We start from the raw sequence: 17,202 nt of genomic DNA, 5'->3' as shown, positions 1-17,202 counted from the left end.
GAGTGCCCACACAGATTGATAGGTCTATATTGTTAAAGAGCTTGCTTTCGAGAAGCTTTCTTCTCAAAGCGGAGGTGAATTCTAGCGATTTAACTGAAAGTGTCAAACACTTTTTTCAACTTATTTTCGCAGAAGCTTTTCACCTCTCCGACCCTGCTGAAGCCTTATCGCGTCTGCCGTGTCGGTGGATGCGCATTATAGGGAGTTCCGATTGGAGCGCAACCCCTTTTTCTAATAAAATTAAAAAAACTTACTGTTCGACGATTATTTAATCAAAAATGCAAAAAAGAGGGTAAAAAGCCCTCTTTTTTTTGCCCTGAAAGCCGAATTTAAATAAACGCGTACGCGTCTGCGAACATACGCTCACTCTTTGCTTGCTTATCCTGAGTAAACAATTCTCTTGCCGCCCCAGCCATTTCAAAGCGACCTGCGATATAGATATCGTAGTTTTCCAGGCTTTCGAAATCTTCACTTACGGCTTGTAGAACATTGCCAACTTTACCTTTCCAGTCAGCAGGGGCTTCCTCTACTACTGGAATAAAGTGGATGTTAGAAAACTTCTCTGCAATTTCGATAAGTTCATCTTTGGCATATAGCTGATGATCGTCACGCGCTCCCCAGTATAAATAGATTGGGTTAGCTTTGTTTTGCGCGACACAGTGATCCAAAATCGAACGAACGTAGCTAAACCCAGTACCACCAGCGATCAATAATAGCGGGCGTTCGCTTTCTTCTTGAATACAGGCGTCACCATGTGGAGCATCAATTTCAATATCACCACCCGTTTCGAGAGCTGTTTTCATTGCTTCGACGACTTGTATTGCGTAAGCGTTATGTTCTGCCGCACCAATGTGCAGTTCCAACTCACCTTCATGTCGGCAAGGGCTACTCGCAATAGAGAATGGGCGCTTATCTTTCTCCCCCATTACAACCATAAGATATTGGCCAGCTTTGAAAGCCACAGGCGATTCTGGATGTAATAGAATTTGGTAAGTATTACAAGCTAACGGCTGAATAGACTTTACTTTACATTGGATGGTCATGATGTCCCTCTCGCTTACTCATCAAAAGTAAGCACTAAATTACTTTCTATATAGGCTTGGCAAGGAAATATCCAACCTTGCTGCTGCTCTTTATCGGTTAGCATGGGTTCGAGATGATAACTCACCTCGCCCGATAGCTTTTTACACATACACATGGCGCAAGCACCAACTCGGCAACGGTGGGGGAAGCGAATATTATTGTTGAGCGCAGCCTCCAACACCGTCTCCCCAGCTTCAGCCTCAAATGATACGTTTATTGGCAGAAGGAGGACTGTATGACTCATAGAATACCTAACTGCTCCCAAATCTCATCAATTTTAGCCACTAGTTTAGGATCTTTCTTAATTGGGGTACCCCACTCTCGAGTTGCCTCTGTTGCAAACTTGTTGGTCGCATCAAGTCCTAATTTCGAACTGCTCATCGCGCTTCCTCGACGTTGAACCGTATCTCTATCAGGATCCATACGAGTGGTTACTGCCCAGATAATGTCTTTCCAATCATGTGCATCGACATCATCATCACACAAGATAATAAATTTATTATCGTTATAATCGGCAAAGAACTCCCACAGATACTCAAGTAACGCTTGAGATTGTCCCGCTTGTTCTTTCTTCATAGTGACCACAACAAACTGGTTGTTTGCTGTCAGTGGTAGATAGATATCGACAATTTCCGGACGCTGTACTTTTAATTTATCCAAGTCAGCTTGGGTGATCGGTTTGCTTTCTTCTCTGATAACTTGAGCGCGAGTCGCAAGTTCTGCCTCCCACTTAATAGTCGCATCCAGTCCCATCTTAGAGCCTAAACCAACCACTGGGGACGCAAAATCAAGAGAGTCTATAGGTGTGTTATCAATCATTAAGGTATCACGCACTGGATCCATATGCTCAGTCATGGCTTTTACCACGTCATTCCAGTCACGCGCATTTACCGACTCATCACACACAATCACAAACTTGGTGTACATGAACTGACGTAAGAAAGACCATACTCCCATCATGACGCGTTTAGCGTGTCCCGGATATTGCTTCTTCATCGTCACTACCGCCATTCGGTACGAACACCCCTCTGGTGGCAGATAGAAATCTTCAATCTCAGGAAACTGCTTTTGCAGAATTGGGACGAAAACTTCATTCAATGCCACACCCAACACGGCTGGTTCATCTGGTGGACGTCCAGTGTACGTACTGTGGTAGATCGGGTCTTTACGCATCGTGATATGAGTAATGGTAAAAACACGATGCGTTTCTTTCTCGTTGTAGTAACCAGTGTGGTCTCCATATGGACCTTCGTCGGCAAACTCATTCGGGTCGATATAACCTTCCATTACAATCTCAGCACTCGCAGGCACTTCCAGATCGTTACTGATGGATTTGACAACTTCGGTTTTACTGCCACGCAACAAGCCAGCAAAGGCATATTCCGATAATGTATCGGGCACTGGCGTTACCGCGCCAAGAATGGTTGCTGGATCAGCCCCGAATGCCACCGATACCGGAAATGGTTTACATGGGTTGGTTTCCATCCAGTCACGAAGATCAAGCGCACCACCTCGGTGTGCTAACCAGCGCATGATTATTTTGTTTTTAGCGATTTTTTGCTGACGATAAATACCAAGGTTCTGGCGTTTCTTGTACGGGCCTTTAGTGACCGTCAGACCCCAAGTCAAAAGCGGCGCGACATCTTCAGCCCAGCAATTCATCACCGGAATCTTGTCCAAATCGACTTCTTCGCCTTGCCAGACTATCTCTTGGCACGCAGCTTTACGTAAACGCTTGGCTGGCATATTCAATACTTGTTTGAATACTGGCAGCTTTTCTAAAGCGTCTTTGAATCCCTTTGGGGGCTCCGGCTCTTTAAGATAAGCCAGCAGTTTACCCACTTCACGGAGTTCTTTGACGTCTTCACGTCCCATACCAATCGCAACTCGCTCAGGAGTACCAAACAGATTGGTCAAAACCGGAACATCGTAGCCGATTGGATTCTCGAACAACAATGCAGGTCCACCAGCACGCAATGTGCGATCGCTGATTTCTGTCATTTCATAAGCGGGATCGACGGGGTGAGTAATGCGTTTGAGTTGACCTTTCTTTTCTAAGTGGTCAATAAATTCGCGTAAATCCTTAAAACTCATAGGCCTTCATGACTGGCTGATTAAATTTTTCGCAGTATAACAAATAGGAGGACACTAAGGTCCTCCTATTTTATATGGGTATTAGATTGGCTTAGTTCAACACTTGTTCAATTTGTCTCGCTTTAACTTGATAGTTACCGGAGACTAACTCTTTAAGCCAGTCTTTATGGCCTTGCTGGGCTAATTCTCTGGCGACTAACGTAGCATCATCAGACAATGCCATTTTGGCGATTAAAAACTGTTTAACGTTAGGACTTAACGGATTAGCTTTGGTCAAAAGGCCGATAGCATGAGGTTTGAGCGTCGGATTCACCGTCGAGTTCATTAGCTGCTGCAATGAAAAGTCATTGCCAACCTTCGCGAGTCGTTCCAATTCTGCATAACTGTTGTAATCAGCACGCATCCGCCACAACAAATCATACATGGATTTATCCTGACTGACCTGCGCCAGTCGCGCGACGACCGCAGTAGATGGCAACCAACTGGTGACATCAGTATGAGTGAACTGAACGGTTAAGGCCTCTAATGCACTTGGAGACAAGCTATCCAACTCGCGAATCAATAGCGCTTCACGAGCTTGTATCTGCTGTGAGGTCCCAGAAGATAGCCACTGGCTGAGGTCGAGCTCTTTACGTTCCGCCTGCAAAACAAACTCTAAGGTGTTCTGATCTTGTTTCCAACGCTTTATCAAACGGCTCGCTACCGCAGGAAAGTTAAAGGCTGGAGTAGTGAATTCGTAGCCATCACCACGTTCGAGTACTTGATAAGTTGGCGTTATGCGAGTCTGAGATTCGACAAATATTGCCATTCTTGGTGTAAGAATCACATTTTGCCGCTCTAGTTTTTCGAGCAGACTAAAACGCACTACCTCTTGTTGAGGTAACGCCAGCCTATTAAGGGAAAATTTAAGTGAATCGACTTCATCCCTGACAACGTATTCGAGCATTTCAGAGACTTTGGTCTGTATTTGGGCATCCTGAAGCCACTGTTCTACCACAGATTCCTGCATTTCCTTTGCAGACACAGCCGTTGGTAGTGTCATCAGTGACAAACTCAGGAGTAATGACGACAACATTCCTTGTTGCATGTTAACCTCCCGATAACAATTGCCTCATTTTGATGCTTTTATCGGCAGAAAGCAATAAAAAAGCCACCGTTTTGTGGTGGCTGTTTTACAAAAAGAACTCAGTAATTACTGACGACGCATGGCATCAAAGAACTCATCGTTAGTCTTAGTCATTGCTAGCTTATCAATGAGGAACTCCATCGCGTCGGTTTCGCCCATTGGGTGGACAATCTTACGCAGAATCCACATCTTCTGAAGTTCATCTGGCTTAGTCAGTAGTTCTTCACGACGAGTACCTGAGCGGTTGAAGTCAATTGCCGGGAAGACGCGCTTCTCTGCAATCTTACGGTTCAAGTGCAGTTCCATGTTACCTGTACCCTTGAACTCTTCGTAGATTACTTCATCCATCTTAGAACCCGTATCAACTAGCGCTGTTGCGATGATGGTTAAGCTACCGCCTTCTTCTACATTACGTGCCGCACCGAAGAAACGCTTAGGACGATGCAGAGCGTTCGCATCCACACCACCAGTCAGAACTTTACCTGATGAAGGTACTACGGTGTTGTAGGCACGCGCCAGACGAGTGATTGAGTCCAGAAGGATAACGACGTCTTTCTTATGCTCAACCAGGCGTTTCGCTTTCTCAATCACCATTTCAGCAACCTGAACGTGACGCGATGCTGGCTCGTCAAACGTAGAAGCAACCACTTCACCTTTAACCAGACGCTGCATCTCAGTTACTTCTTCCGGACGTTCATCGATAAGAAGTACCATTAGCACACATTCAGGGTGGTTGTATGCGATGCTTTGTGCGATGTTTTGCAGAAGCATTGTCTTACCCGCTTTTGGCGGAGCAACAATCAAACCACGTTGACCTTTACCGATTGGCGACGCCAAATCTAAAACACGTGCAGTGATATCTTCTGTTGAACCATTACCACGCTCCATCACCATGCGTTCGTTAGCATGCAGAGGTGTTAAGTTTTCAAATAGGATTTTGTTACGAGCGTTGTCTGGCTTGTCGTCGTTGACCGTGTTGACTTTTAGAAGGGCAAAGTAACGCTCGCCGTCTTTTGGTGGACGAATTTTTCCAGCAATCGAGTCACCCGTGCGCAGGTTAAAGCGACGAATCTGACTTGGAGATACGTAAATATCATCCGGACCAGCAAGGTATGAACTGTCTGCACTGCGTAGGAAACCAAAGCCGTCTTGCAGAATTTCCAGAACCCCGTCGCCAAAGATGTCTTCGCCGCCTTTCGCATGCGCTTTTAAAATCGCGAAGATGATGTCTTGTTTTCTTAAGCGAGCTAGGTTCTCTAATCCTAAGCTTTCGCCCAGTTTTACAAGGTCAGACACAGGTCTGTTCTTCAGTTCGGTCAGGTTCATGGTAGTGGATTCTTGTTTAGTCAAAATAAGATCTGTTTTCTAGTTAAGATGGATTTGGTCACAGGATCGACCAAGAAGAGAAATTTGTTCAATTAACGCGCGATAAGTTAGCACTAATTAATATTCTAGTCCAGAGTTAGAAAAACAAAACCGCGCATTGTTGTTTGCACGGTTTTGTCTGTAATCACTTGGTGATTATAGGTTTGCGTCCAAAAACTCTTTTAGCTGAGTTTTAGACAAGGCACCAACTTTCGTTGCCGCTACGTTGCCGTCTTTGAATAGCAGTAGCGTTGGAATGCCGCGAATACCAAACTTAGGCGGTGTGCCAGCGTTATGGTCGATGTTTAGTTTACCGATAGTGAGTTTGCCTTCGTACTCTTCAGCGACTTCGTCCAGAATCGGAGCAATCATCTTACAAGGACCACACCATTCTGCCCAGAAATCTACTAATACCGGGCCTGCAGCGTTGATTACATCGTTTTCAAAACCGTCATCAGTTAGCTGCAAAATCTTATCACTCATCTTCCACTCCAATGTGTTTTTCGAAACTGGTTGGATGATAACCAGTAATTTGATGCCCTATTGGAATGTATTTACTTTCGTAATGCAAGCTTTAGCTGATATTCTATAGCGATGAAAAAGACGCATATCACAGAGCAAAAGTTCGCCGATTTGGGGTTAGAGCCCCAAGTTATTGATGGATTGGATAAAAAAGGGTTTGAGTTTTGTACCCCTATCCAAGCCTTGGCGTTGCCGGTACTGCTCACCGGCCAAGACATCGCAGGCCAGGCCCAAACGGGCACTGGTAAAACGCTCGCGTTTCTTACTGCTACGTTCAACCACCTTATGACCACACCAGAACACGAAGGCCGTCAACCAACGCAACCGCGTGCCATTATTATGGCTCCAACGCGTGAATTGGCGATTCAGATCTTCAACGATGCAGAAACACTCGTTGCAAGTACGGGCTTAAAAGCGGCACTGGCTTATGGTGGTGAAAGCTACGATAAGCAGTTGGCGAAGCTACAAGATGGTGTAGACATCCTGATCGGTACTACTGGCCGTATCATCGATTTCTACAAGCAGCGCGTGTTTAATCTGAACAACATTCAAGCTGTTGTACTAGATGAAGCAGACCGCATGTTCGATCTTGGTTTCATTAAAGACATTCGTTTCTTGTTCCGCCGTATGCCTGAGCCAAAAGAGCGTCTGAACATGCTGTTTTCAGCAACGCTTTCTTACCGCGTACAGGAACTTGCATTTGAACACATGCACAACCCAGAACATGTCGTGGTAGAACCAGAGCAGAAAACTGGCCACCGTATTCTGGAAGAACTTTTCTACCCGTCTAACGAAGATAAAATGTCATTACTTCAAACGCTTATTGAAGAAGAATGGCCAGATCGCACGATTATATTTGCTAACACCAAACATAAGTGTGAATCCGTTTGGGGTCACCTGGCTGCCGATGGCCATCGTGTTGGCCTACTCACTGGTGATGTACCACAGAAGAAACGTGAAAAAATTCTTGAGCAGTTCACCAAAGGTGATGTTGATATCCTGGTAGCAACCGACGTTGCGGCTCGTGGCCTGCACATTCCTCAGGTAACGCACGTATTCAACTACGATCTTCCAGACGATTGTGAAGATTACGTACACCGCATCGGTCGTACTGGTCGTGCTGGCGCAAGTGGTCACTCTATCAGTTTTGCTTGTGAAGAATACGCAATTAACTTACCTGCGATTGAAGAGTACATCGAACACACTATCCCTGTATCGGAATACGATGCGTCAGCTCTGATCCAAGATCTGCCAGCTCCGATCCGTATGCGTGAACCACGTGTTCAGCAACGTCGTACGAATACAGGTGGTACACGCTCTGGTAACCGTAAGCCACAGGGACGCCGTCCTCGTCAGCCACGTCAATCAGCGCCAAAACAGTAATAAAGGAATATTAGTTCGTATATGAGTCAAGCAGGATCATCACCGCTATACGCAGCCATCGACCTCGGGTCGAACAGTTTTCACATGCTCGTTGTGCGTCATATCGATGGCAGCGTTCAAACAATGGCTAAAATTAAGCGCAAAGTTCGTCTAGCGGCGGGCTTAGATGAACATAATTCTCTTAGTATGGAAGCTATGCAGCGAGGATGGGACTGCTTAAGTCTATTTGCGGAACGCTTGCAAGATATTCCTAAACAGAACATTCGCATCGTCGGCACCGCAACACTACGTACCGCGACAAATGTGGATGTTTTTCTAAATAAAGCACACCAGATTCTTGGCCAGCCGATCGAAGTGATTTCTGGTGAAGAAGAAGCGGCGACCATCTATAAAGGGGTCGCACATACGTCTGGTGGTAGTGGTCGTCGCCTTGTGGTTGATATTGGTGGCGCCAGTACGGAGCTTATTATCGGAGAAGGGTTCGAAGCCAAAGCACTGACCAGCTTAAAGATGGGTTGTGTGACCTGGCTGGAAAACTTCTTCAAAGACCGTCAGCTGAATGCACGCAACTTCGGTGCGGCAATTGAAGGGGCGAAACTGACCATCAAGCCGATTCTGGAGCAGTACACCGACTTGGGCTGGGATGTATGTGTCGGTGCATCTGGCACGGTTCAAGCTCTACAAGAAATAATGTTGGCACAAGGTATGGACGAAGTAATTACTCACTCCAAACTAAAACGCTTACAGAAGCAGGCTATGCTTGCTGATCATTTAGAAGAGCTGGACATTGAAGGTTTAACGCTTGAACGCGCGCTGGTCTTCCCTAGTGGTTTATCTATCCTAATTGCCGTCTTTGAGCTGCTTGAAATCGATGCAATGACGCTGGCAGGCGGTGCATTACGTGAAGGACTCGTTTACGAGATGGTCGACGAGTTGCGCCAGAGCGACATCCGCGCACGTACCATTTGCAGTGTTCAGAGCCGCTATCAACTGGATTGTCAGTACGGTGAACAGGTGGCAAACCTAGCCCGTAAGCTTCTGCAACAAGCCGGTGGTGAAGAGTGGGTAGCAGAGCCTCAGGGTGAAGTGCTACTAGAAAGCACTGCGAAATTGCATGAGATAGGCTTAACCATCGACTTCAAAAAAGGCGGTGAACATAGTGCCTACTTGCTTCAGAACCTAGATTTACCGGGCTTCACTCGCGCTCAGAAGTTTTTGATTGGTGAAGTTGCCAGACGTTACCGTGAGCAATTAAGCTCGCTACCAGAGCAATACGCCATTTCTGGTGCTAGCGCTAAACGTATACTGCGTTTACTACGTCTAGCCGTGCTGCTTACCCACCGCCGTAATCCAAGCTTAGAACCTCAAGTAGAACTTTCTGCAGAGGGAGACAAGCTAACTCTAAGCATTGACGCTACATGGTTAGAAGCCAACCCACTCACTGCCGCAGAGCTGGAAATTGAATCCAACCGCCAGACCGATATTGGCTGGCCATTAACAATCTCTGCTTGTTAATCGCTATTTGCAACTGACGAAAAAGGCTCCAATGGAGCCTTTTTTATTGCCCGTGTACAGCTCAAAGAGCTTTTGGACACCTATGATCTAAATACTCCCTACGCTGTACATTCCCCATCAGAAACAAAAAAGCCGCTGTAAAAACAAGCGGCTTTTGAGGTGTTCACGAAAAGTCAGCGGACTAAGCGGCGGTCGTCACTTTGAAGTTCGGGTTCACCGCAGTCAGCTTTTTGATCAGGTAATTCAGTAATACGCCGTACATAGGGACAAACAAACCAAGGCTGATCACCAGTTTAAAGCCGTAGTCCACCAGCGCAATTTCAGTCCAGTGCTCTGCCATAAATGGATCAGGGCTTTGGTAGAACGCAATCGCAAAGAACGCGATGGTATCAAGCGCATTGCCAAACAGTGTTGAACAGGTAGGTGCCACCCACCATTGTTTCATCTGGCGCAGACGGTTAAATACATGTACATCCAGAATTTGACCCAGCAAGTAAGCCATGAAACTTGCAACTGCAATACGCGCGACGAACAGGTTAAATTCGCTCAGTTGGCCAAATCCTTGAAACTGACCTTCAAAAAACACCACTGACAGGACATAAGACACGGCCAGCGCAGGCAACATCACTAAGAAAATGATGTTACGCGCCAATCCAGCACCAAAGATGCGTACTGTCAGGTCAGTTGCCAAAAAGATAAATGGGAAGGTAAATGCGCCCCACGTGGTATGCAGACCAAAAATAGTAAAGGGTAGCTGAACCAGGTAATTACTGGATGCAATGATGATCAGATGGAATAAAACCAGATAGATAAGGGCGTTGCGCTGCTGCGCAGGGGTAAAGTTACTCATGCGATACCTTTTTAGTTTGGTTTGGGGGCGAGGGAACCCAAATCGAGCCTTTTCAATACAAAAAACGACTCTTACCAACAATGTAAAATAAAAAATAAACTGTCCTTGCCCGTAAAGAGCAAAGCGGTGGGCGATTATACATTAACCAACTCCACTCGCAAGCGGTGCTTTTTACGCAAACGTTTTACATTAAAAAAGGGTGTTTCATGTGAAACACCCTGATAAAGTTTAGCTTATAAGCTTACGTCAGAACCCGCGTTGAAATAATCCGGCCAGGTAATCCATCTCTTCCCTGCTCTCTGCCACTTCCAGCGCCTCAAACCATATTGCTTCACTGTAATGTTCTGCTTTCATAAACAGGCGGCAACCTTCAAAGTCTATAAGCCAGGAGTGAATATCGGCATCCCACTGTTTTTCAACCACTGACGCCGATAACAGGCCGACCAAACGCTCACCCAATACTGGAAACGTATCTAAATCAAAGCTTGGTGCGGTAATGAGTAATCGACCTTCTTCAGCAATATATTCAGCAAGGCCAAATTCCTTGTCCATGTTAAGTCCTTATCCGTGATGGGTAATGTGTTCTTGAATGAGATCTAAGAATGGGTCGGCGTATTTCTCAAGCTTGCGTTGACCGACTCCGCTGACTGCCAACATTTCACCGTAAGAAGTTGGCAGAATCTCTGCCATATCAATCAGTGTAGCATCACTGAAAACGACGTATGGTGGTAAGCCATCTTCATCCGCAATCGACTTGCGCAGCTTGCGTAGTTTGGCAAACAGCTTCTTATCGTAGTTTTTGCTGGTCAGTTTATCCGACTTAGCCGCTCGTGCTGCGGTATCCAGACGTGGTACCGCGAGTTCCAGTGCCACATCGCCACGCAGTAATGGACGCGCTTCTTCCGTAAGCTGCAAGGTTGAGTTACGAGTGATGTTCTGGAACAACAAGCCTTTGTGGATTAACTGGCGGAAAATGCTTATCCAATAATCATGGCTGTGGTCACGCCCTATTCCGTACGTTGAGATTTTATCGTGGCCATTTTCACGCACGCGGATATTTTGCATACCACGCAAAACTTCCACGACATAACCCATACCAAAGCTCTGATTAACACGATACACACAAGACAGTGCCTTACGCGCTTCTTCGGTGGCATCAAAATGTTTAGGTGGATCCAGACAGATATCGCAGTTGCCGCATGGCTTCTCACGATATTCGCCAAAGTAATTGAGCAGAACCTGACGACGACAAGTCTGCGCTTCAGCAAATGCACTCATCGCATTGAGTTTGTGGTTTTCGACCTGCTTCTGCGGACCTTCGTCTTTTTCATCCAGCATACGACGAAGCCAACTGATATCGGCTGGGTCATAGAGCATCATTGCTTCCGCAGGCAAACCATCTCGACCGGCCCGGCCAGTTTCCTGATAGTAGGACTCGATATTACGCGGGATATCAAAATGCACCACAAAACGGACGTTAGGTTTGTTGATGCCCATACCAAACGCCACTGTCGCCACCACAATCTGGATGTCATCGCGCTGAAATGCTTCCTGAACATAAGCTCGTTCATCCGCATCCATCCCTGCATGGTAGCCCGCCGCTCGAATGTGGTTGTTGCACAGTTTCTCTGTCACCATCTCGACTTTCTTGCGACTACCGCAATAGATAATGCCGCAATTTCCTTTCTGGGTATCCAAGTAGCGAATGATCTGAGAAATCGGTTTGTGCTTTTCGACCAGGTTGTAACGAATGTTCGGGCGGTCAAAACTGCCGAGATAAACCTGCGGCTCGTGCAAGCTCAGGCGCTCCAGGATATCTCTGCGCGTAGCATCATCTGCCGTTGCCGTTAATGCCATGAATGGAACATGGGAAAAATGTTGTTTTAACTGACCAAGTGACGCGTATTCAGGGCGGAAATCATGTCCCCATTGAGAGATACAGTGCGCTTCATCGACCGCAATCATCGCCAAAGGCAGACTTTCCAGACGCTCAATAAAGTCGAGCATCAAAACCCGTTCTGGCGAGACATAAATCAACTTCAACTGCCCGTTGTGCATGCGGTTATAAACGCTAAGCAGCTCTTCTCTGCTCATCGTCGAGTTAACGCACTCTGCCGCTACACCATTGGCTTTAAGCTGATCAACCTGGTCTTTCATCAGTGAAATTAATGGCGAAATAACCAGAGTTATCCCACTGCGTACCAACGCAGGAATTTGGTAACAGAGAGACTTACCACCGCCCGTTGGCATGATGACTAAACTGTCTTTGCCCTCGACTGCGGCTTTGATAACTTGTTGTTGGCCGTCACGGAATGTCTGATAACCGAAAACGTCCTCCAACACACGTTGAGGCGTTACAGGCGAGTCTGATGGTTCGGCTAACAAGGTCGAGGTCATGAATAATCTCAGATTGGGTGTTCATAGAAATGCTTTTGCATGCCGCCAGCACGCAAAATGAGGGCACATTGTAAAGGGGTTTCGTGGTGAATAAAACCGCAAATTACTAGGTGTTTGCCAATGCGACTCGTATACTGCGCTACTGCTCTATTATCACACAATTAGGTGACATGTCATGACACCAGAAGAACAACAACGTGCACGGCAAGGCGTCCTGCTTGCAATTGGCGCTTACACGATGTGGGGCATCGCCCCGATATACTTTAAATCGATTACTGATGTATCGGCTTTAGAGATCCTTAGCCACCGGGTAGTCTGGTCTTTCTTTTTGCTTGCCGCACTCCTCCACTTTGGCCGCCGCTGGCGCTCGGTGAGCGATGTCATTAGAAACAAGACCAAGATGATGTATTTAGTGTCTACTTCACTTTTGGTTGGCGCCAACTGGCTGATCTTCATTTGGGCGGTCAACGCCAATCATATGCTAGATGCCAGTCTGGGGTATTACATCAACCCGCTAATCAACGTACTGCTCGGAATGATTTTCCTTGGTGAGAGGCTGCGTAAATTGCAGTGGTTTGCCGTCACTCTTGCTACCTGCGGTGTCTTAGTGCAATTGTTTGTGTTTGGTTCCGTGCCTGTCGTGGCGATGGCGCTGGCGATGAGTTTTGGCGTTTACGGCTTGCTGCGTAAAAAAGTCAGTGTGGAAGCACAAACGGGTTTATTTATCGAAACCCTGATTATGTTACCTGCTGCTGCAATTTACTTAGTATTTATCGCCAGTACGCCAACTTCGAATATGGCAGAGAACCCGTGGCAGTTAAATACATTGCTGATTGCAGCAGGCGTAGTGACTACACTGCCACTACTCTGCTTCACTGGTGCCGCAACCAGATTGAAATTGTCTACACTAGGCTTCTTCCAGTACATCGGACCAAGCCTGATGTTCTTGCTCGCGGTATTGATTTACGGTGAAGCCTTTACCATGGATAAAGCGATCACATTCGCCTTTATCTGGGGAGCGTTAGTTATCTTTAGCTTTGATGGGCTGCGCAGCAGTCGCCGTTCACGTCGGGCAATTCAAGCTCAGTGATCGTTTTTTACAAGACAAGTTAGAAATTGACAGATAAGCTTGGTCAGATAATGACCAAGCTTTTTTTGTATGTAATGGAACAGATTCAATACTACGCGACCGACCATGACCAACTGAGTCTGATTGAGGCGAAATACCAGAAATTTGCTTTTCAAAAGCACTATCACCTGGACTTTCACCTTGGTCTGATCACGTATGGCGAGCAGAAGTTCCAATATCAGGGGTGTCATCACCAAGTAGGACACGGGCAAATCGTCATAATGCCGCCTGATGAGCTACATGACGGCCAGTCCAAGCTTACTGACGGTTATGAAGTGAATGTCTTTTCGATCGAGCCGCACATGCTCAGTGATCTGGCCGATCTTCAACAAAATGGTCAAATAATCAGCTTTAATGAGTTGATCATCTCCGATCCACAAATATTTTCACAACTTAGTAACTTACACTGCCATCTTCGACGTAAAAACATCAGTCAGCTGACCAAAGATTGCCTTCCATTTGAAGGGTTTAATCAGCTTTTTGATCGATACGGATCGCTTGCCCGTCAAAAGGTAATACCGCTAGGGAAACAATCACTCAGCACCTTAAAAGATTACTTGATGGCAAATCTCGATCAGGCAGTGCGACTGGATTCGTTGTCTGAACTATGCCAGCTAAGCCCAACCCAGTTTCAACGGCACTTCAAAGCCCAAACAGGGATGACGCCCTACGCCTGGTTCGCACGGCTACGTCTGGAGCAAGGGATGAAACTGCTTCAAGCGGGACAACGTGGAACAGAAGTGGCGCATCAGATTGGCTTTTACGATCAGGCTCATTTCAGTAAAGCGTTTAAACAGACTTACGGCGTTTCCCCGTCGCAAGTGACACGCTGAAGCCCTTTCAGGGCAATACTGTCAGTTTTTTACAAGCGTGCATCGCTGCTGTTGGCGACAATAAACTCTCTTCATTATGTTTTGAGATGTCTTATGAATGAATCAACCATCCTGCTAACTCTGGCCAGCATTCACTTTATTGCTTTAATGAGTCCCGGCCCCGATTTCGCATTAGTTGTGCAAAACGCCACACGTCATGGCCGTCAAACCGGGCTGTATATCGCGTTAGGTTTGTCAGTTGGCATTTTGCTCCATTCTTTGTTTAGCCTGACTGGCGTGAGTTACTTAGTTCACCAGCATCCTTTGCTGTATTCAGTGTTGCAACTACTCGGTGGTAGCTACTTACTTTACTTAGGTATCGGAGCGTTGCGCGCAGTGATCGCCATGATCAAGAACCCGCAATCAGATCAACCAAATCAAGCGAATAATCTGGTGATCAGTAATAAACGTCAGGCATTCGCCAAGGGTTTTGCTACCAATATTCTTAACCCAAAAGCTTTGGTGTTTTTCGTCAGTTTGATGTCGAGCCTGGTTCCGGCAGGTATGTCTGTCAGCGGAAAAGGTATCGCCTTGGTAATTCTGTTTGGCTTATCACTGTTTTGGTTTTCCAGCCTGGCCTGGATGCTCTCCACGCAAAGATTGCAACGTCGCCTACAACAGGCAGGCGTTTATATTGATGGCTTATGCGGTGTGGTGTTTACGATGGTCGGAAGCGGTATTTTGCTGCAAACCATCCGCACCTTGGCAGTGTAACTTACTGATTTAAAAGCGTCGCACAACCGACATTTCTAAGACTACGGACTCGACGATCCTCTCTATGGCTGCCAAGCTGAATATTCAACTGGTAACATGGAGAGTCATCATGCAATGGACGTTCAACCGGCTCGTAACTGCGGGTCTTTTTCTTACCTCCTCTTTCACCCTTACGAGCCAAGCCCTAGCCAACCAAGCCACTGACGCGGTCGCTCCAGAGCAAAGCACCGGCGTAGAACAAAAGCAGCTGGTAAAAGCCAAAAACTATATGGTGACGGCCGCAAATCCGATTGCGACTCAGGCTGGTGCAGACGTACTTGAGCAAGGTGGCAATGCGATAGATGCTATGGTGGCAGTTCAGCTGATGCTTGGTTTAGTGGAACCGCAATCTTCCGGGCTCGGAGGTGGTGCATTTTTGGTGTATTGGGATAGCGATAAGCAAAAACTCACGACCTATGATGGCCGCGAAACCGCACCATTAGCCGCCACACCGCAACTGTTTCTTGATGACAAAGGCCAGCCTCTTCAGTTTTACGACGCAGTTGTCGGTGGTCGTTCGGTAGGCACGCCGGGCACAGTAAAACTCTTATGGGATACGCACCAAAAGTACGGCAAACTTGAATGGAAAAAGATCATTCAGCCGGTCATCAAGCTTGCTGAACAAGGTTTTGTAGTTAGTCCTCGTCTCGCCAGTCTGATAGAAGGTGACTCTGAACGTCTGTCGCGCTTCCCTGCGACCAAAGCTTACTTCTTTAATCCGGATGGTTCACCGAAAGCCGCCGGAACTATCCTAAAAAATCCGCAATACGCGCAAACCTTAGCGGCAATTGCGGAGAAAGGCGCCATGGCCTTTTACCAGGGTGATATAGCCAAAGACATCATTGATACGGTACAAAACGCACCAGGTAATCCGGGAGTACTCGCACAATCAGACTTTGATACCTACCAAATTAAGCAGCGCGAGCCAGTGTGCGCAGCCTATCAAAGCTATGACGTGTGCGGTATGGGGCCACCTAGCTCCGGCGCCCTAACAGTGGGACAGATTCTGGCCATCAGCGAGAAATACGATCTTAAAGGCTGGGGCGCAGAAAGCGCCAAGTCATGGCAAGTCATAGCGGATGCCTCTCGTCTCGCCTTCGCTGATCGAGGGAAATACATGGCTGACCACGACTATGTACCGATGCCAACCGCAGGATTGTTGGATGCCGACTACCTCAAAGAGCGAGCTAACTTGATAGAAGTTGGCAAAGCACTGTCTGACGTAACTGCGGGAAACCCACCTTGGTCTCATGCAATTAACGTGAGTATGGATAAGTCAATTGAATTGCCTTCCACCAGCCATTTCAACATCGTCGACAAACAGGGTAATGTGGTATCCATGACGACAACGATAGAGAATTCCTTCGGTTCACGCCTAATGGTTCGAGGTTTCTTGCTGAACAATGAATTAACCGACTTCTCTTTCAGTACCCATCAGGACGGCATCCCTATCGCCAATCGCCTTGAACCGGGTAAACGTCCGCGTTCCTCTATGGCTCCGACTATCATGCTCAAAGATGGCAAGCCTTATATGGCCATTGGATCTCCGGGCGGTAGCCGTATTATCGGTTATGTTGCCCAAACCATTATTGCGCATACCCAGTGGGAGTTGGATATCCAGCAAGCCATCAATCAGCCAAGACTGTTAAACCGCTTTGGTACTTTAGATATTGAGCAAGGAACCACCGCCACTCGCCTGCAACCAGAGCTGGAAAAAATCGGCTTTACAACACAAGCAACTGATTTGAATTCAGGATTGCATGCAATTCGCATCACAACAGACGGTTTAGAAGGTGCTGCCGATCCTCGCCGTGAAGGAGTCGCAATCGGTAAATAATAGCCTTTCACCCGATCCTTTGTGCGAGATCTCTCACAAAGGGTTGGGTAAAACTCGCTTTTTTAATAGAAAAATCACCCCTAAAAAATACTAAGATGTTGATTTTAAATGAAAGTGTAATTTTAAGCTGCATTAAATCAATAAAAATGTGAATTTCCACCATTGCCGAGAGGCGTGAAAAACGTAATATGGAACCTGTCGGAAGGATGCTGACACGGAACAGGAATTACCAAGGATTTGGTAGACTTCAGGAAGAAGAAACGGTTATTCAGGATG

General features: G+C 46.7%; 15 protein-coding genes and 1 pseudogene. 7 read left to right on the top strand and 9 right to left on the bottom strand.

Annotated elements, in window-relative coordinates; all coding sequences use genetic code 11:
* A pseudogene (locus tag ACWYU8_RS21520) lies at window positions 1–272 on the top strand (hypothetical protein); the annotation flags it as partial.
* Between the two features lie 57 nt (window positions 273–329).
* On the opposite strand, the gene fre reads toward ACWYU8_RS21520, so the two are convergent.
* The 6 genes from fre to trxA form a co-directional block, all read right to left on the bottom strand.
* Window positions 330–1,043: an NAD(P)H-flavin reductase gene (fre, locus tag ACWYU8_RS21515; protein WP_457521771.1), complete on the bottom strand. Its 714-nt coding sequence runs from the start codon at window positions 1,041–1,043 to the stop codon at window positions 330–332.
* Window positions 1,044–1,057: 14 nt separating this feature from the next.
* Window positions 1,058–1,327 (bottom strand): 2Fe-2S iron-sulfur cluster-binding protein, encoded by a 270-nt coding sequence (locus ACWYU8_RS21510; RefSeq protein WP_457521770.1) that lies wholly within the window; start codon window positions 1,325–1,327, stop codon window positions 1,058–1,060.
* Window positions 1,324–3,177, bottom strand: a complete 1,854-nt coding sequence (gene ubiD, locus ACWYU8_RS21505) for a 4-hydroxy-3-polyprenylbenzoate decarboxylase (protein WP_457521769.1) — start codon at window positions 3,175–3,177, stop codon at window positions 1,324–1,326. Before ubiD ends, ACWYU8_RS21510 begins: the two co-directional genes overlap by 4 nt.
* 91 nt (window positions 3,178–3,268) lie before the next feature.
* Complete coding sequence (locus ACWYU8_RS21500; RefSeq protein ID WP_457521768.1) at window positions 3,269–4,264, bottom strand: hypothetical protein; 996 nt, start codon at window positions 4,262–4,264, stop codon at window positions 3,269–3,271.
* Between the two features lie 105 nt (window positions 4,265–4,369).
* The gene (gene rho / locus ACWYU8_RS21495) at window positions 4,370–5,629 is read right to left on the bottom strand and encodes a transcription termination factor Rho (protein WP_444496617.1); all 1,260 of its coding nucleotides are present in this window, start codon (window positions 5,627–5,629) and stop codon (window positions 4,370–4,372) included.
* A 195-nt stretch (window positions 5,630–5,824) separates the two neighbouring features.
* On the bottom strand, window positions 5,825–6,151 hold the full coding sequence (gene trxA / locus ACWYU8_RS21490) for a thioredoxin TrxA (protein ID WP_140279508.1): 327 nt from the start codon (window positions 6,149–6,151) through the stop codon (window positions 5,825–5,827).
* A gap of 111 nt (window positions 6,152–6,262) precedes the next feature.
* Between trxA and rhlB the strand changes: the two genes are divergently transcribed.
* Together rhlB and gppA are read left to right on the top strand one after the other, a co-directional pair.
* Window positions 6,263–7,573, top strand: a complete 1,311-nt coding sequence (gene rhlB, locus ACWYU8_RS21485) for an ATP-dependent RNA helicase RhlB (RefSeq protein WP_457521767.1) — start codon at window positions 6,263–6,265, stop codon at window positions 7,571–7,573.
* Between the two features lie 21 nt (window positions 7,574–7,594).
* Window positions 7,595–9,088, top strand: coding sequence for a guanosine-5'-triphosphate,3'-diphosphate diphosphatase (gppA, locus tag ACWYU8_RS21480; RefSeq protein ID WP_457521766.1), 1,494 nt, complete (start codon window positions 7,595–7,597; stop codon window positions 9,086–9,088).
* Between the two features lie 181 nt (window positions 9,089–9,269).
* Here gppA and ACWYU8_RS21475 read toward each other — a convergent pair whose 3' ends face one another.
* The 3 genes from ACWYU8_RS21475 to recQ all read right to left on the bottom strand — a co-directional run bounded on the left by ACWYU8_RS21475 (window position 9,270) and on the right by recQ (window position 12,335).
* Entirely contained in the window at window positions 9,270–9,938 is a 669-nt protein-coding gene (locus ACWYU8_RS21475; RefSeq protein ID WP_457521765.1) for a 7-cyano-7-deazaguanine/7-aminomethyl-7-deazaguanine transporter, read from the bottom strand.
* A 246-nt stretch (window positions 9,939–10,184) separates the two neighbouring features.
* The gene (locus ACWYU8_RS21470) at window positions 10,185–10,490 is read right to left on the bottom strand and encodes a DUF3630 family protein (RefSeq protein ID WP_457521764.1); all 306 of its coding nucleotides are present in this window, start codon (window positions 10,488–10,490) and stop codon (window positions 10,185–10,187) included.
* Between the two features lie 9 nt (window positions 10,491–10,499).
* Window positions 10,500–12,335 carry an ATP-dependent DNA helicase RecQ gene (gene recQ, locus ACWYU8_RS21465; protein ID WP_457521763.1) on the bottom strand — a complete coding sequence of 612 codons (1,836 nt, stop codon included), beginning with the start codon at window positions 12,333–12,335 and terminating at the stop codon, window positions 10,500–10,502.
* 175 nt (window positions 12,336–12,510) lie between these two features.
* On the opposite strand from recQ, the gene rarD reads away from it, so the two are divergent.
* From rarD to ggt, 4 genes are all read left to right on the top strand, one after another.
* Window positions 12,511–13,425, top strand: a complete 915-nt coding sequence (rarD, locus tag ACWYU8_RS21460) for an EamA family transporter RarD (RefSeq protein ID WP_457521762.1) — start codon at window positions 12,511–12,513, stop codon at window positions 13,423–13,425.
* Window positions 13,426–13,499: 74 nt separating this feature from the next.
* Window positions 13,500–14,297, top strand: coding sequence for a helix-turn-helix domain-containing protein (locus tag ACWYU8_RS21455; RefSeq protein WP_457521774.1), 798 nt, complete (start codon window positions 13,500–13,502; stop codon window positions 14,295–14,297).
* Window positions 14,298–14,390: 93 nt separating this feature from the next.
* The gene (locus ACWYU8_RS21450; RefSeq protein WP_457521761.1) at window positions 14,391–15,050 is read left to right on the top strand and encodes a LysE family translocator; all 660 of its coding nucleotides are present in this window, start codon (window positions 14,391–14,393) and stop codon (window positions 15,048–15,050) included.
* 109 nt (window positions 15,051–15,159) lie between these two features.
* Window positions 15,160–16,926 carry a gamma-glutamyltransferase gene (ggt, locus tag ACWYU8_RS21445; RefSeq protein ID WP_457521760.1) on the top strand — a complete coding sequence of 589 codons (1,767 nt, stop codon included), beginning with the start codon at window positions 15,160–15,162 and terminating at the stop codon, window positions 16,924–16,926.
* Window positions 16,927–17,202: the final 276 nt, after the last annotated feature.

The organism is Vibrio limimangrovi (assembly GCF_054064025.1).
This window is presented reverse-complemented; position numbering and strand designations above follow the sequence as displayed.